The organism is Antarcticimicrobium sp., assembly GCF_029212575.1.
Lineage (GTDB): Bacteria > Pseudomonadota > Alphaproteobacteria > Rhodobacterales > Rhodobacteraceae > Antarcticimicrobium.
In genome coordinates this window covers 22,438-37,786 of the sequence record NZ_JARGPK010000074.1, presented here as the reverse complement: position 1 = coordinate 37,786, position 15,349 = coordinate 22,438, and the positions used below count along the sequence as shown (strand labels likewise).

The following is a 15,349-nucleotide window of genomic DNA, read 5'->3' as shown; positions in this document are numbered from 1 at the left end:
CGAACCTGCAAAGACATTCCGACAAAGGCACCCGATGGCGACGCAGAAACTCTATGCCGGGGCGAAACTGCGCGAGATGCGCACGCGGCTCGGCCTGACGCAAAAGGATTTCGCCGCCAAGCTCGGTGTCTCCCTGCCCTATCTGAACCAGATGGAGAACAACAACCGCCCGGTCAGCACCACCGTGGTGCTGGCGCTGGCGCAGGAGTTCGGCATGGACGTGACCGAGCTTTCGACCGGCGACAGCGAACGCCTTGTCAGCGACATGCGCGAGGCGCTGGCCGACCCGGTCTTTGCCGACGCCGCGCCGCCGCTGGCCGATCTGCGGCTGGCCGCCTCCAACGCGCCGACACTGGCGCGCGCCTTTCTCGCCCTGCACCGTAGCTACCGCCAGACGCACGAGCGGCTGGCCTCGCTGGACGAGGCGCTGGGGCGCGAGGATGCCCGCCTTGAGGCCAGCCCCTGGGAAGAGGTGCGCGACTTCTTCCACTATTGCGACAACTACATCGACGCGGTGGACCGGGCGGCGGAGACTTTCGCCGCGCGCGCCGCCGGACCGGGCCGGATGGCCGAGACCGCGCAATCGGTACTGGAGGGGATGGGCATCGCCATCGAACTGGCCGACATCGCCTCGTTGCGGGAGTTCGACGCAAAATCAGGCCTCTTGCGCCTGTCGACCCGCGCCAGCCCGGAAACCCGGCTGTTCCAGATGCTGTTACAAGTGGCGCTGCTGCGGCAGGACAAGCTGTTGGAGGCAACACTGGATTTCGCCCGCTTCCGCAGCGACGAGGCTCGCGCCATCGCCAAGATCGGGCTGGCCAATTACTTCGCCGGGGCGGCGCTGTTGCCCTATGGCCCGTTTCTCGAGGCCGCCCAGACCCATCGCCACGATCTCGAGGTGCTCGGCGCGCGCTTCGGCGCCTCGATCGAGCAGGTGGCGCACCGGCTCTCGACCCTGCAACGGCCCGGCGCCAAGGGCATCCCGTTCTTCTTTGCCCGCGTCGACCAGGCCGGCACCATCACCAAACGGCACAGCGCCACGCGGTTGCAATTCGCCCGGTTCGGCGGCGCCTGCCCGCTGTGGAACGTGCACCGTGCGTTCGAGACCCCGGGCCGGTTCCTGCGGCAACTGGCCGAGACCCCGGACGGGGTCCGTTACATCAATCTGGCGCGCGACGTATCGAAACCCGGCGGCAGCTTCGGCGCGCCGGTGCGCCGCTATGCCATCGCGCTGGGCTGCGAGGTGCGCCACGCGCCCGCGCTGGTCTATGCCGACACGCTGGACGTGACCAACGCCGAGGCCTTCGAGCCGATCGGCATCTCCTGCCGGATCTGCGAACGCAAGACCTGCCACCAGCGCTCGGTCCCGCCGCTGGAGCGGCGGCTGAGCATCGACGCCAACCGGCGCGGCGTGCTGCCCTACGAGGTGAACTGAGCGGGCGCGCCTTCTCTGCCTACTTCTTGCCCACGTTGCCGCCGGGGGTCACGATCGCACCCCGGTCGACCAGGTTCCAGTCCATCCCGGCATTGCGATAGATGCGCTTGTCCAGCCGGGTGTAGTCGGCGACATCATGCGCCAACCGCTGGCCCACCACGATGCAGCGCAGAACCTCGTCGCCGGTATTGGTGATCGAATGCGCCAGCCCGCCCTTGCGGTAGCCGAGGAAATCGCCGGCTTCGATCTCAACCGCCTCCTCGCCGTGATAGGCCGTGGCCCGCCCGGCCAGCACATAGACGCATTCATCCTCGTAGAAATGCACGTGATGCTCAGTGGTGCCCTGTCCGGGGCCCACCTCGATGATGTGAAACCCCAACCCGGTCAGCCCGGTCGCATCGCCCAGCGATTTGTTGATCCGCCTGGCGTTCGGGTTGAGGAAATGGGTCTTGTCCACCCCCTCCATCGCCTCGATGTCCGCGCGTTTGATCAGATAGGTATCGTCGCCCATGGTCCGCCCCTTTCGCGTGAAGAATTCCGCGATCAGCCTAGCCGATGGCGCCGCGCGCGGACAGGATCGAAACCCGCACCCCGCCAACAAAAAAGGGGCGCCCGCAGCGCCCCCTTCAATCCAGTCGGATCAACCATCTTATGCCTTGGACAGGATCGCCCAGATCTCGTCCTTCAGCGCGGCGCGCTTCTTGCGCATCTCGACCTCGGCCAGTTCCTCGACCGGCTCCACGTTGGTCTCGGCGCGGTGCACGGCGCGGTTGATCTCGTGGTACTCATCGGCCAGCTTGGCGAAATGCGGGTTATTCTGCTTCAGTTCGCTGATCTGCGCGGCCTGTTCGGGGAATTCCTCGGCCAGTTCGTGGGGGGTATGGGTCATCTGTTCGCTCCTTGACACTTGCGTTGCACGCCAACCTAGGGCGCAGCCATACCCGGCACATTGACCCGGATCAATCGGTTGCTGTCAGGGCGGCTTTTTTCAATCGCCACGGGGAAAGCGCTGGCGCTCTTCCACCTCGTTCAGGTCCATGTGGTTGCGCATGTAGCGTTCGCTCGCCCTCTGCAGGGGCTGGTAGTCCCAGGGATAGTATCCCCCCTGTCGCAGCGCCTCGTAGACCACCCAGCGGCGGGCCTGGCTGGCGCGCACATCGGCATCGAACTGCGCCAGATCCCAGCGCGCCTCGGACTTGGCGCGCAATGTCTGCAAGGTGCCCGCATGTTCCGGCACTTCGGCCAGGTTGGTCTGTTCCTGCGGATCGGCCTCAAGGTCGAACAGCTGGTCGGGATCCAATGCGCAGCGGTTGTACTTCCACTTGCCATAGCGCAGCGAGACCAGCGGCGCATAGGACGCCTCGGCGGCGTATTCCATCGCCACCGGGCTGCTGCGCGCGCCGCCCTGCGCCAACTCCACCAGGCTTTCGCCATCGGTCCAGGGGGCAAGCTCCTCCATCGGCACGCCGGCCAGATCGCCCAGCGTCGGCGTCACGTCGAGGGTCGAGACCGGCTCGTCGATCCGTCCCGCCGGCAGATCCGGCGCGGCGATCATCAGCGGCACCCGCGCCGAGCCCTCGAAAAAACTCATCTTGAACCACAACCCGCGCTCGCCCAGCATGTCGCCGTGGTCCGAGACGAACAGAACGATCGCCTCTTGCCGAGTGTCCTCCAGCACCTGAAGGATCTCGCCGATTTTGTCATCGAGATAGGAGATATTGGCAAAATAGGCCCGGCGGGAACGGCGGATATCCTCCTGCGAGATGTCAAAGCTGCGCCAGTCGTTGGCGTCGAAGATGCGGCGGGAATGGGCGTCGTGATCGGCGTAGTCCATCGCCGGAACCTCGGGCAGAAGATGATCGCAACCCTCATAGAGGTCCCAGAACTTGCGCCGCGCCACGTAGGGGTCATGCGGATGGGTGAAACTGACGGTCAGCGCCCAGGGGCGGTCGTCCTTGCCGCGCGCCAGATCGTACAGTTTCGCGGTCGCATTGTACGCAACCTCGTCATCGTATTCCATCTGGTTGGAAATCTCCGCCACCCCCGCGCCGGTGACGCTGCCCATGTTGTGATACCACCAGTCGATCCGCTCGCCCGGCTTGCGGTAATCCGGGGTCCAGCCGAAATCGGCGGGGTAGATATCGGTGGTCAGCCGTTCCTCGAACCCGTGCAGCTGATCGGGGCCGACGAAATGCATCTTGCCCGAGAGGCAGGTGTAATAGCCCGCCCGCCGCAGGTGGTGGGCATAGGTGGGAATGTCGCTGCGGAACTCGGCGGCGTTGTCATAGACCCCGGTGCGCGAGGGCAGCTGCCCGGACATGAAGCTCGCCCGCCCCGGCGCGCAGAGCGGCGAGGCGGTATAGGCATTGGCGAACCGGGTGGAGCGCGCCGCCAGCCGCTTGAGGTTCGGCGCGTGCAGCCAGTCGGCGGGACCATCGGGAAACAGCGTGCCGTTCAACTGGTCGACCATCAGGATCAGGATGTTGGGCCGGGTCATCGCCTGCGCCCCCTGCAAAGACCGTCGAGCACCGCGAGCGCCTGGGATGCCGCCTCTTCCGGGCTCAGGCGCGGATCCAGCGCGGCGCGGATGTAAAGCCCGTCGATCAGCGCCCCCAGCGTGTCGGCGGCATCCTGCGGGCGGTCGCAGAGCGGGCGCAGCGCGTGCACGAGATTGGAGCGCAGCCGGTGATGATAGACCTGCCAGAGCCGCAGCGCCTCGGCGTTCTTTTGCGCCATGCCGTAGAAACACATCCAGGCGCCCACCGCCTCGGAGGTGAAGCTCGATCTCGAAAAGCTCGCGCGCACGATGGCCGCGGCACGGTCGGGCGGCGCGGTGCCCGCCAGTTCGCGCCGCACATCGCCGGCGAAATCGGCGAGGATCGAGCGCATCGCGGCCAGGAATATCTGGTCCTTGCCGCCGAAGTAATGATGCGCCAGCGCGCTGGACACCCCGGCGCGCCGGGCGATCTGGCTGACGGTCACGTCCAGCGTGCCGGCCTTTCCCAACTCGGCAATCGTCGCGCGCACCAGGGCCTCGCGGCGGATCGGTTCCATTCCCAGTTTCGGCATCTCACCCCTCGCCCGCTGACGTGGCGACGCTACCGGCGGGAAACTGACCCGTCAATCAATAACCCGGCCCGCCGTTGCCCGCGCCTCAGTCCAGCTTGCGATACTCGTGAAAATTGGCGCGCGGCAGGTACATCAACAGCATCTCGTAGGACCCGAGCTCCTCGATCGTATAGCACATCACATCGCCGCTTTCCTCGTCCATCCGCACCAGGATGTTGCCACTGTCGAAATGCTCGCAGCGGTCGCGCATGCTGAGGTATTCGCGGGCGCCGAATCCGCCGTCATAGATGTTCTCCAGCTCCGATCCGATGATGTTGAACTGCGAATTGGGGTCATCGACCGAATACCAGGTGCCCTGCAGCTTGGTCAGGGTGCTGTCCCAGCTGTTGAAGCTGCGCGGCAGCACGTGGCGCAGCACCACGTCGGCGGTGCGGTCGTGGATCGCCTCGAGGTCGCCACGCACCTCGATCGGGGTGCCCGGCAAATAGGTTCGCATCGATTTCAGCACCCACCCCGGGGTACGCCCGTCGTCGTAGACAAAGAACTTGGTCCCGTCGGCATGAAAGGTGCAGAACGGCGCCTCGGTCTCGCTGACGCAGTCCTGGAACAGGGCGGTGGACGAGGAATAGGGTTCGCCCCAGGTGCCGGGGCCGTCGGCGGGGGCCGCGGCCTCGACCTTGGGCGCCGGCGGCTCGGCCTCTGCCGGTTTCATGACGCTGACCGCATCGGAAAAGGAAAACGAGAAATCGCGCGCGCCGCCGGCGTCGATCTGGCGGAATCCGCCGTAGGAATAGCCGCGGTCGCTGCAGTTCTTGTCGCCCTCGATGGTAAAGGCCGCCGTCTGGGTGCAAAAGCCGTAGCCCTCATCCTCGAACTTGCGGCCCTTGGCCAGCAGCCGATAATAGTAGAAACGGTACTTCAGATCGCCGCTGATCACCGTCGTGCATTTGCCCGGGTCGGTGTTCCACCACCCCTCGGAAACCCATTGATCGCCGGACTTGTAGCCCACCGCGACCGACTGGCGCACGCTGGAGTCGTTGCACAGTTTCAAATCCGCGATCGCCGGCCCTGCGATCAGACCGCAGACCACCGCGACCGCACCGAAAAATGCCTTCATTCCTATCCCCCTGGAGCAATTCGGTTCAGACTAAGCAACAGCGTGCGGCGCTGGCAAGCCTCTCAGACCTTGGTTGCCGGCGTGGTCGGGGTGACAGACCGGCGTCGTACCACGGCCTCGCGCCAGGTGATGAAGCTGATCGCCACCAGGATCAGCGCGGCGCCAAGGATCACCCAGATGTCCAGCGTCTCGCCGAACACCACGACGCCCAGCGCCATCGCCCAGACCAGTTGCAGGAAGGTTACCGGCTGGGTCACCATGATCGGCGCCGCGCGCAGCGCCAGTGTCATGGTGAAATGCCCCGCGGTCGCGAAACAGGCAACGGCAAAGAGCATGGTCAGTTCGTGCAGCGTCGGCGTGACCCAGACCGCCAGCGCAAAGGGGGCAAGCCCGGCCGTCACCCAGATCGACAGCATGCTGACCACCACCGCCGGGGGCACATCGTCGGCCAGCACCTTGGCCAGCAGGAAGGATCCGCCGAACACCGTCGCGGTGCCGATCATTGCCAGGTGGCCCGGCGCCACCTCGCGGAAGCCGGGGCGCAGGATGATGATCGCGCCGATCAGCGCGACAGTGATCGCGGCGATACGGCGGATTGCCAATTGCTCGCCCAGGAACACCGCCGCGCCGATGGTGACGAAAACCGGCGAGAGGTAATTCAGCGCGGTGAGTTCGGCCAGCGGGATCTGTGTCATCGCGTAGAACCACAGCATCACCCCGCCCGCGTGCAGGATGCCGCGCGCGGCGAACAGGCCGATGCGGCGGCGGGTAAAGCGGGTGTTGAAGATCGGCCGCAGCACCGGCAGCAGGAACACCAGCCCCAGCGCATAGCGCAGAAAGGCGGCCTCGGGCGCCGGAACGCGCGGGCCGAGAAATTTGACCAGCGCGGTCATCCCGACAAAGCACAGCCCGGTGAGCAGCATCCACAGGATGCCGGCGACAGGGCGCGCGGGGGGCGGATCGAGAGAGGTCATGACACCGGTTGAACACCCTAATCGGGCGACGCACAACCCTTCACATGGCAATCAATTTCGCCGCAATCGCCCACATGGTAAGCCCGATAGCGGCGTCCAGCGCCCGCCAGGCGCCGGGCCGCGCCAGCAGCGGCGCCAGCAGCCGCGCGCCATAGCCAAGGGCGAAGAAAAAGGTGAAGCTGGCCGTGACCGCACCCAGGCCGAAGGCAAGCCGGTCGTCGTATTGCGCCGCGATCGAGCCGACCAGGACCACGGTGTCGAGATAGACATGCGGGTTCAGCCAGGTCAGCGCCAGCACCACGGCCAGCGTGCGCGGCAGCGCATGGCCCGCGCCCTGCCCGGTAGTGAGACCGGAGCCCCCGCGCCAGGCTGCGCGCAGGTTGAGCCCGCCGTAGCCGATCAGAAAGGCCGCACCGCCATAGCGCATCAGCGGCGCGAACCAGGGCAGCGTCCGGGCCAGCCCGCCCATCCCGGCGACCCCGGCGGCGATCAGCACCGCGTCCGACAGAGCACAGGTCAGCACCACGGCGAGCACATGCTCGCGCCGCAGCCCCTGGCGCAGGACAAAGGCGTTCTGCGCGCCGATGGCGAGGATCAGCGAGAAGCCAAGGGCGAAACCGGGGAGAAAGGCGATCAAACTGTACACTCCGTTCCATCGAGGGTCGGGGGTTTGATTAGGCTGGTTTCCTGGATTAGGCTAGTTAACCTTTCTTTAGTTGGATTAATGTTCCTAATGCAGTTCGATCCCCCGCATCTCGCCGCACTGTCTGCCGTGCTGCGCCATGGCTCGTTCGACGCCGCCGCGGCCAGCCTCGGCGTCACCCCCTCGGCCGTCTCGCAGCGGATCAAGGCGCTGGAGGACCGGGTCGGCGCGGTTCTGATCCACCGGGCCAGCCCCTGCACCGGCACCCCGGCGGGCGAGCGCCTGGCCAAGCACGCCGAGGACGTCGGGCTGCTGGAGGCGCAGCTCAGCCGTGATCTGGCGCTCGACCCCGCGCCGCGCCCGGCGCGGCTGCGGCTGGCGGTGAATGCCGACAGCCTGGCGACCTGGTTCATTCCGGCGATGGCGAATGTGCCGGACATGCTGTTCGACCTGGTTCTGGACGACGAGGAGCACAGCGCCGACTGGCTGCGGCGCGGCGCGGTGAGCGCGGCGGTCTGCGCCCTGGGCGCGCCGGTGGCGGGCTGCGACGCCGATCCGCTGGGCGCGCTGCGCTATGTCGCCACCGCCAGCCCGGGGTTCATGGCGCGCTGGTTCGCCGGCGGCGTGACGGCGCAGGCGCTGGCGCGCGCGCCCTGTCTGACCTTCAACGCCAAGGACCGGCTGCAGCGGCGCTGGATCGAACAGGTCTGCGGCGCGCGGCTCACCCCGCCGCTGCATTTCCTGCCCTCCTCCACCGGGTTCGTCGCCGCCGCCGAGGCCGGGCTCGGCTGGGGCATGAACCCGCTGCCGCTGGTCCGGGCGGCGTTGCGCGCCGGGCGGCTGGTTCCGCTGCTTCACGATCAGATATGGACGTGCCGTTGACCTGGCAGCTCAGCCGGGCGATGACCGGCGCGCTGAGGCCGGTGACGCAGGCGGTCCGCGCCGCCGCGCGCGATGTGCTGATCCCCGCCTGAGCGCGCAAGGAGGAGACGAGATGTTCGCCAAGGAGACACTGAGCTATCGCGCGCTGCCGCTGCCCGACCGCAGCGAGATGTCCGACGCGCAGATGATCGTCGCCGCGCAGGCGTTTCACGACAAGATGCGGCAACGCCACTCGGTGCGCGACTATTCCCCGCGCCCGGTGCCGCGCGCGGTGATCGAGACCTGTCTGCGCACTGCAGGCAGCGCGCCCTCGGGCGCCAATCACCAGCCCTGGCATTTCGCCGCCGTTGCCGACCCCGCGCTGAAGGCGCGCATCCGCGCCGAGGCCGAGGCGGAGGAAAAGCGGTTCTATGGCGGCGGCGCAGGGGACGAGTGGATCAAGGCGCTGGAGCCGATCGGCACCGACGCCAGCAAGCCGCATCTGACCGTCGCGCCCTGGCTGATCGTGGTCTTTGCCCAGCGCTGGGGCGAATTCGCCGACGGCACCCGCTACAAGAACTATTACGTTCCGGAAAGCGTCAACATCGCCACCGGATTCCTGCTCGCCGCCCTGCACCACGCCGGGCTGGCAACGCTCACCCACACCCCCAACCCGATGAAGTTCCTGAACGGGGCGCTGGGCCGGCCAGCCTCGGAGAAACCGACGATGATCATCGCGGTGGGCCACCCGGCCGAGGGGGCAACCGTGCCGGAGGTCGCCAAGATCAAGAAACCGCTGGACCAGATCGCAAGTTTTTTCTGAGGCGGTTGTGGTGCCGGTGCTGCCGATGGCGGTGCCGGGCTGAAGCCCGGCCTACAGGAGGGGCCTGAACAGACAGGTCGAGGTCGAGAAGGGTAAGGAGGTCACGATCAGGCTGCGGCATTCACACGGCCCGTTCTTTGACGTGATGACGATGGAAGGAAATGGTTGATGACCCAAGCAATTTATCTGCGCGACGTCGAAGTCGCCAAGATGTTCTCGGTGGCGAGAACCACCGTCTGGAAGTGGTCAGGAATCGGAAAGCTGCCGGAGCCGGTGAAGATTTCCGAGGCCTGCACCCGCTGGAACAGGCTGGAAATCGAGGCCGTGTACCCCGCGCGACTGGCGGGCTAAGTGGCGGGCTGTCCGAAACGGGAAAACACGTTTCAAACAAAAACAACAGGTTAAGTTAGAAAAATGGTGCGGTCGAGAAGACTCGAACTTCCACGGGTGTTACCCCACAGCGACCTCAACGCTGCGCGTCTACCAATTCCGCCACGACCGCACATCGGGCTGGTGTCCGCGCGATATAGACGAGCCTCCCGGCGATGTGAAGGGCAAATCGCACCCTTCCGGCGCGTCAGGGATGTTCCGGCGCGATGCCCTGTGCTAGCGGTTGCAGAGACCGCCCGCCCGCCAATACCGGAGCCCGAATGACCCCGCCCAACGCCGCCAAAGGCATCCAGATCGACATCGCCTCGGACGTGGTCTGCCCCTGGTGCATCATCGGGTTCCTCCAGTTGCGCCGCGCCCTGTCCAGGACCGGCCTGGCGGCGCGACTGCGCTGGCATCCGTTCGAGCTCAACCCGGATATGCCGCCCCAGGGGCAGAACCTGCGCGAACATGTGGCCGAGAAATACGGCACGACCGCCGAGGACAGCGACCGCGCCCGCGAAACCCTGGTCGAAATGGGCGCAGAGCTTGGCTTCACCTTCGCCTTCACCGACGACAGCCGCATCGTCAATACCTTCGCCGCCCACCAGCTGCTCGACTGGGCCGAGGGCCAGGGCCGCCAGCACGACCTCAAGCTGGCGCTGTTCGCGGCCTATTTCACCCGTGGCGAGGATGTCTCGGACCCCGCCGTGCTGGAACGCACCGCCATCGCTGCCGGGCTCGACGGGCCGGCGGCGCGCCGGGCGCTGGACAGCGGCGCCCATGCCGGTGCCGTGCGCGCCAAGCAGCGGGTCTGGACCGAACGCGGCGTGCACGGTGTGCCGACCATGGTGTTCGGGCAGAAATACATGGTGACCGGCGCGCAGGAGGTGGACGGCTATATCACCCTGCTGAACCGGATCGCGGAAGAGGGGCTCTGAGCCCCGCCTGACCGCGCCCTGCGCTACTGGTGACGCAGCGCCTCGATCGGGTCGAGCCGCGCCGCCCGCCGCGCCGGGAAATAGCCAAACACCACCCCCACCAGCGCCGAAAAGGCAAACGCCCCCAGCACCACCACCGGATCGGGGGTGAAGGGAATCGCCATGATCCGCGACGCCAGCGCCGCCAGCCCCAGCCCCAGCGCGATCCCCATCAGCCCGCCCATCAGCGACAGCACGATCGCCTCGACCAGGAACTGCTGCAACACCTGCCGCGCCTGCGCCCCGACGGCAAGGCGGATGCCGATCTCGTGGGTGCGCTCGGTGACGCTCACCAGCATGATGTTCATGATGCCGATGCCGCCGACCAGCAGGCTGACCGCCGCCACCGCCGCCAACAGCCCGGTCAACACGTCGGTGATCCCGGTCAGCATCGAGGCCAGCTGTTTCATGTCCATGACGTTGAAATCATCCTCCTCGCCGGTCCCGATCCGCCGGATCTCGCGCAACACCGCCTCGATCTCGCCCTGCGCCAGCTCGGTCGAGACCCCGTCGCGTACCGCCGCGTAGATCATGTTGACGTTGCTGTTGCCCGCGATCCGGCGTTGAAAGGTCCGCACCGGGATCATCACGATATCGTCCTGGTCGCTGCCAAAGCTCGACGCGCCCTTGGCGTCCAGCACGCCGATCACCTCGCAGGACATGGATTTCAGGCGGATCTTGTCGCCCACCGGGTCGGTGTCGCCGAACAGTTCCTGCCGCACGGTCTCGCCCAGGATGCAGACGGCGCGCCCGCCCTGCTCCTCGCCGGTGACAAAGCGGCGCCCAAGCACCACCGGCCAATCCGTCGCGTCGAGATAGGCATTGCCCGCCCCCCAGACCGTGGTGCGGTAATTCACATTGCCCGCCACCGCGCTCATCTGGCTCTGCTCGGCGGCGCTGGCGGTCTCGATCGCGGGCACCTCGCGGATCAGCCGGTCCACGTCGCGCAGATCGAAGGCGCGCTCGCTGGTGCTGGAACTGCGCGGTCCCATGGCAGCCTGCCCCGGACGGATCATCAGCACGTTGGTACCCAGCTTGGCCACGTCCTGCGTCACCTGCGCCGACGAGCCCTGCCCGACCGTGACCATGGCGATCACCGCCGCCACGCCGATCACCACGCCGAGCACGGTCAGGAACGAGCGCAGCGCGTTGCGCCAGATCGCCCGCACCGCCAGGCGGATCGTCTCACCCAGCATGGCGCGCGCCCCCTGTGGTGGGCCGGTCATCCGCGATGCGCCCGTCCACCATCCAGATCAGCCGGTCGGCATAGGCGGCCATGTCCTCTTCGTGGGTGACCATGACGATGGTCAGCCCGGTCTCGGCGCGCAGCCGCACCAGCAGCTCCATGATCTCGGCCGAGCGGTGGGTGTCGAGGTTGCCGGTCGGCTCGTCGGCTAGAAGCACCTCGGGCGATCCTGCCAGCGCCCGGGCGATGGCGACGCGCTGTTGTTGCCCACCCGAGAGTTCCGAGGGATCATGGTCGGCCCGCTGCGCCAGCCCCACCTGTTCCAGCGCCGCCAGCGCGCGGCCACGCCGCTCGGCCGCGCCCACCCCCTTGTAGATCAGCGGCAGCTCCACGTTCTCCAACGCCGGCGTGCGCGGCAACAGGTTATAGCCCTGGAACACGAAGCCCAGGTAATGCCGCCTGAGCAGCGCCCGCTGGTCCTGGTCCAGCCCGGCCACGTCGACCCCGTTGAACAGGTATTCGCCCGATGTCGGGCTGTCGAGGCAGCCAATCACGTTCATCGCGGTCGACTTGCCCGACCCGCTCGGCCCCATGATCGCGACGAATTCGCCGGACCGGATCGTCAGGTCGATCCCGTCCAGCGCGCGCACCTCGGCCTCGCCCCGGCCATAGACGCGGGTGATGCCGCGCAGTTCGATCACCGCCGGGCTGTCTCCGGTCACCGGCTCAGCCCCCCTCGCCGAGGATCACCAGCTCACCCTCGCTGAGCTCACCGCTGCGGATCTCGGTCAGGCTGCCGTCGCTTTGGCCCGGCTCCACCGGCACCTCCACCGGCGCACCATCGCGCAGCACCCAGATCGACTTGCCGCTGGCGCGCGCGCCCGCGTCGGGCCTGTGCGGCATGATCATGCTCAGCAACCCGCCGCCGCCTTCGCTGTCCTCTTCCACCTCCACCACCGGGGCATAGCGCAGCGCCGCGTTGGGCACCGTCAGCACGCCCTGCAGTTCCGCGACGATGATATCGGCGGTCGCCGTCATCCCCGGGCGCAACGACAGGTCGTCGTTGCGCACCGCCAGCACGGCAGTATAGCTGACCACCCCCTCGACCGTCTCCGAGGCATAGCGGATCGTCTTGATCTCGGCCGGGAAACTGCGGTCGTCATAGGCGTCGACCGTGAACACCACCCGGTCCCCCTCCGAGATCGCGCCGATATCGGCCTCGTCCACCGCCACCTGCACCTCCATCTCGGTCAGGTCCTCGGCCACCGTGAACAGCACCGGCGCGGTCAGCGCCGAGGCGACGATCTGGCCGACGTCCGCCGCCCGGTCCAGCACCACCCCGTCGATCGGCGAACAGATGCAGGCCTTGTCCAGATCGGCCTGCACCAGCCCGCGCTGCGCCCGCGCCAGGTCGAGGTTTGCCTCGGCCACCGTTACATCGGCCACCGCCCTGTTAAAGGCCGCGCGCTGGGTGATCAGGGTCTGCTGGCTGGTCACCCCGCGCGCGTCCAGCGCGGTGGCGCGATCGAAATTCTCGCGCGCCTCCTCCAGCGTGGCCTTGGCGCGCACCAGTTGCGCCTGCGCGGCGGTCACATTGGCCTCGGCAACCGCCAGTTCCGCCTCCAGCTTGGTGGTGTCCAGCGTGGCCAGCACCTGCCCCGCCTTGACTTGGTCGTTGTAATCCACCGCGACCCCGCGCAGCGTGCCCGACAGTTCCGAGGAAATCTCGACCAGGTTGGTTGGCTCCACCGTGCCGGTCGCGGTCACCGTCGCCACCAGGTCGGCGCGCTGCACCACCCCGGTACGATAGGACATGTCCCCCTCGCCCGCCCCATACCCGCGCCAGAACGCGAAACCGCCCGCCGCCGCCACCAGCAGCGCCAGGACCCAAAGCCATCCGCCCCGGCGCGCCCCGTGCCGCCCCAGCCCCAGCCGGGCCTCAACCTCGGCCGCTTTCTTCGTAGACTCCGCCCTGGATTTCTCCATGCCGGTCCCGGCGGTCTCCTGCGCGTCGTCTTTCGTCATCGGCCTCGCCCCGTTTCTATCTCTGTTCATGCCGCATCGCGGCGACGCTCGATATGATCTGAATCACTTGAACGTTCGGGCCTGACATTTCCGTCGCCCAAGGGTATCACCCCATCCCGACCCCCTGGCAAGCGAGGCGCATGATGGCCAAGACCTTGGTCGAATGGAAAATCACCGATGGTCTGACCGGCTACGCCGAGGCCGTGGCCTTCATGGAGGCCCGCGCCGCCGAAATCGCCGCCGGCGCGGCGCCGGAATGCATCTGGCTGCTGGAACACCCAGCCCTCTATACTGCCGGCACCAGCGCAAGGGCCGAGGATCTGACCGATCCCGACCGCTTTCCCGTTTACGAGAGCAAGCGCGGCGGCCAATACACCTATCACGGCCCCGGCCAGCGGGTGGTCTACGTGATGCTCGACCTCAACCGCCGCGGCCGCGACGTGCGCCGATTCGTGCAGATGCTGGAAAACTGGGTGATCGCCGCGCTGGCGGAGTTCAACGTCCCCGGCCATATCCGCGAGGGGCGCGTCGGCGTCTGGGTCGAACGCCCTGGTAAACCGCGCACCGTCACCGGCGCCATGGCCGAGGACAAGATCGCCGCCATCGGCATCCGCCTGCGCAAATGGATCAGCTTTCACGGCATCTCGATCAACCTCGATCCGGAGCTGGAGCATTTCACCGGCATCGTCCCCTGCGGCATCACCGAACACGGCGTCACCAGCCTGGTCGATCTCGGCCTGCCGGTGACGATGGACGATCTCGACGTCGCCCTGCGGCGCAGCTTCGAACAGGTGTTCGGCGACACGCACTGACGGGCCAGGGGCCTCCCCCGGACCCGCCGCCCGGCCTCAGGCGGCGCGCCGCCCGGCATCCGCGAAAGACACCAGCTTGCGGCGGCTTTCGTCCCACAGATGCAACCGCGCGCAACGGAAACTTTCCCACAGGGTCAGACGCTTGGACTGCGCCAGGATGTCATGGTCCCGAATCACATCACTCAGCCGGTAGAACGGGATGCGGCTGGCCATGTGATGCACGTGGTGCACGCCGATGTTCGCGGTGATCCAGCGCAACACGCCCGGCAGGTCGTAATGCGAGCTTCCGTTCAGCGCCGCCTCCTGCACGCTCCAGTCCGCTTCGCGCTCCCAGACCGTCTCCTCGAACTGGTGCTGCACGTAGAAGAACCACACCCCCGTGGCCGCCGCCAACAGCATCGTCGGCAGGAACACGAACAGCAGAACCTGCCAGCCCCCCAGCCAGAGGATCACGCCCAGAACCGCCGCGATCACCGCGTTGGTCGCCATCGCGCTGCGCCAATAGAGCCAGCCTGACCGCATCTGCCCGACCGGAAGCCGGTTCTGCAGAAAGAACATGTAGAACGGAACGATCCCGAACAGAAAGACCGGGTTGCGGAGCAGCCGGTACAGCGCCCGTCCGAGCCAGGATTTCTCCCGGTATTCCCGAACCGTCAGCGTCGGCAGGTCGCCGGTGCCGCGCCGGTCGAGATTGCCGGTGGTGGCATGGTGCACCGAATGGTTCTTGCGCCAGACGTCATAGGGCGTCAGCGTCAGCACCCCCAGGACCCGGCCAAGTCCGTCGTTCCAGCGGCGCTCGGCGAAGAACGCGCCATGGCCGCAATCGTGCTGGATCATGAACAGGCGCACCAGGAAGGCCGCGTTGACCAGCGCCAGCGCCACCGCCGGCCAGGCGCTGATCGACAGCGCCCACCAGGCCAGCGCCCAGATCGTCACGAAAGGGACAAGGGTTACGGTCAGCTCGAACAGGCTGCGGGAAAGGATCGGCGTTCGATAGGCGGCAAGAATCCGGGTCCAGTCAGTGGGTCGCAAGAGGGGGGCTCTCCTTGGAGGGG

16 protein-coding genes, 1 tRNA gene and 1 pseudogene are annotated in these 15,349 nt (G+C 67.1%); 6 read left to right on the top strand and 12 right to left on the bottom strand.

Features of this window, described 5'->3' with window-relative positions:
• Window positions 1-34 precede the first annotated feature (34 nt).
• Window positions 35-1,435, top strand: a complete 1,401-nt coding sequence (locus P1U75_RS16385) for a short-chain fatty acyl-CoA regulator family protein (protein WP_300245172.1) — start codon at window positions 35-37, stop codon at window positions 1,433-1,435.
• Window positions 1,436-1,454: 19 nt separating this feature from the next.
• On the opposite strand, the gene P1U75_RS16380 is transcribed toward P1U75_RS16385, so the two are convergent.
• The 7 genes from P1U75_RS16380 to P1U75_RS16350 form a co-directional block, all read right to left on the bottom strand.
• The gene (locus tag P1U75_RS16380) at window positions 1,455-1,946 is read right to left on the bottom strand and encodes a cupin domain-containing protein (RefSeq protein WP_300245171.1); all 492 of its coding nucleotides are present in this window, start codon (window positions 1,944-1,946) and stop codon (window positions 1,455-1,457) included.
• Between the two features lie 138 nt (window positions 1,947-2,084).
• Window positions 2,085-2,324: a YdcH family protein gene (locus P1U75_RS16375; protein WP_300245169.1), complete on the bottom strand. Its 240-nt coding sequence runs from the start codon at window positions 2,322-2,324 to the stop codon at window positions 2,085-2,087.
• A gap of 99 nt (window positions 2,325-2,423) precedes the next feature.
• Entirely contained in the window at window positions 2,424-3,932 is a 1,509-nt protein-coding gene (betC, locus tag P1U75_RS16370) for a choline-sulfatase (protein ID WP_300245168.1), read from the bottom strand.
• Window positions 3,929-4,504, bottom strand: a complete 576-nt coding sequence (gene betI / locus P1U75_RS16365) for a transcriptional regulator BetI (protein WP_300245167.1) — start codon at window positions 4,502-4,504, stop codon at window positions 3,929-3,931. Before betI ends, betC begins: the two co-directional genes overlap by 4 nt.
• Window positions 4,505-4,589: 85 nt before the next feature.
• Window positions 4,590-5,621, bottom strand: coding sequence for a DUF1036 domain-containing protein (locus P1U75_RS16360; RefSeq protein WP_300245166.1), 1,032 nt, complete (start codon window positions 5,619-5,621; stop codon window positions 4,590-4,592).
• Between the two features lie 62 nt (window positions 5,622-5,683).
• Window positions 5,684-6,595, bottom strand: a complete 912-nt coding sequence (locus P1U75_RS16355) for a DMT family transporter (protein ID WP_300245165.1) — start codon at window positions 6,593-6,595, stop codon at window positions 5,684-5,686.
• 40 nt (window positions 6,596-6,635) lie between these two features.
• Window positions 6,636-7,232, bottom strand: coding sequence for a LysE/ArgO family amino acid transporter (locus P1U75_RS16350; RefSeq protein ID WP_300245164.1), 597 nt, complete (start codon window positions 7,230-7,232; stop codon window positions 6,636-6,638).
• A 96-nt stretch (window positions 7,233-7,328) separates the two neighbouring features.
• Between P1U75_RS16350 and P1U75_RS16345 the strand changes: the two are divergent.
• From P1U75_RS16345 to P1U75_RS16335, 3 genes and pseudogenes are all read left to right on the top strand, one after another.
• Window positions 7,329-8,212, top strand: a pseudogene (locus P1U75_RS16345) (LysR family transcriptional regulator ArgP).
• Between the two features lie 20 nt (window positions 8,213-8,232).
• Window positions 8,233-8,922 (top strand): nitroreductase family protein, encoded by a 690-nt coding sequence (locus P1U75_RS16340; RefSeq protein WP_300245163.1) that lies wholly within the window; start codon window positions 8,233-8,235, stop codon window positions 8,920-8,922.
• Window positions 8,923-9,090: 168 nt separating this feature from the next.
• Window positions 9,091-9,273, top strand: a complete 183-nt coding sequence (locus P1U75_RS16335; RefSeq protein ID WP_300245162.1) for an AlpA family phage regulatory protein — start codon at window positions 9,091-9,093, stop codon at window positions 9,271-9,273.
• A 64-nt stretch (window positions 9,274-9,337) separates the two neighbouring features.
• Here P1U75_RS16335 and P1U75_RS16330 read toward each other — a convergent pair.
• A tRNA-Leu gene (locus P1U75_RS16330) sits at window positions 9,338-9,424 on the bottom strand.
• A 148-nt stretch (window positions 9,425-9,572) separates the two neighbouring features.
• On the opposite strand from P1U75_RS16330, the gene P1U75_RS16325 reads away from it, so the two are divergent.
• Window positions 9,573-10,232, top strand: coding sequence for a DsbA family oxidoreductase (locus P1U75_RS16325; RefSeq protein WP_300245161.1), 660 nt, complete (start codon window positions 9,573-9,575; stop codon window positions 10,230-10,232).
• Window positions 10,233-10,255: 23 nt separating this feature from the next.
• Here the strand turns inward: P1U75_RS16325 and P1U75_RS16320 are convergent, their stop codons facing one another.
• Genes P1U75_RS16320 through P1U75_RS16310 form a run of 3 tightly spaced genes read right to left on the bottom strand, consistent with a single transcriptional unit; the run spans window position 10,256 to window position 13,482 of the window.
• Entirely contained in the window at window positions 10,256-11,497 is a 1,242-nt protein-coding gene (locus tag P1U75_RS16320) for an ABC transporter permease (protein WP_300245160.1), read from the bottom strand.
• Window positions 11,457-12,179 (bottom strand): ABC transporter ATP-binding protein, encoded by a 723-nt coding sequence (locus P1U75_RS16315; protein WP_300245159.1) that lies wholly within the window; start codon window positions 12,177-12,179, stop codon window positions 11,457-11,459. The genes P1U75_RS16320 and P1U75_RS16315 overlap by 41 nt, the downstream gene beginning before the upstream one ends.
• Before the next feature lie 4 nt (window positions 12,180-12,183).
• Window positions 12,184-13,482, bottom strand: a complete 1,299-nt coding sequence (locus P1U75_RS16310) for an efflux RND transporter periplasmic adaptor subunit (protein ID WP_300245158.1) — start codon at window positions 13,480-13,482, stop codon at window positions 12,184-12,186.
• 143 nt (window positions 13,483-13,625) lie between these two features.
• On the opposite strand from P1U75_RS16310, the gene lipB reads away from it, so the two are divergent.
• Window positions 13,626-14,294: a lipoyl(octanoyl) transferase LipB gene (gene lipB, locus P1U75_RS16305; protein ID WP_300245157.1), complete on the top strand. Its 669-nt coding sequence runs from the start codon at window positions 13,626-13,628 to the stop codon at window positions 14,292-14,294.
• 36 nt (window positions 14,295-14,330) lie between these two features.
• Here lipB and P1U75_RS16300 read toward each other — a convergent pair whose 3' ends face one another.
• Window positions 14,331-15,326 (bottom strand): fatty acid desaturase, encoded by a 996-nt coding sequence (locus P1U75_RS16300; RefSeq protein ID WP_300245156.1) that lies wholly within the window; start codon window positions 15,324-15,326, stop codon window positions 14,331-14,333.
• Window positions 15,327-15,349 lie beyond the last annotated feature (23 nt).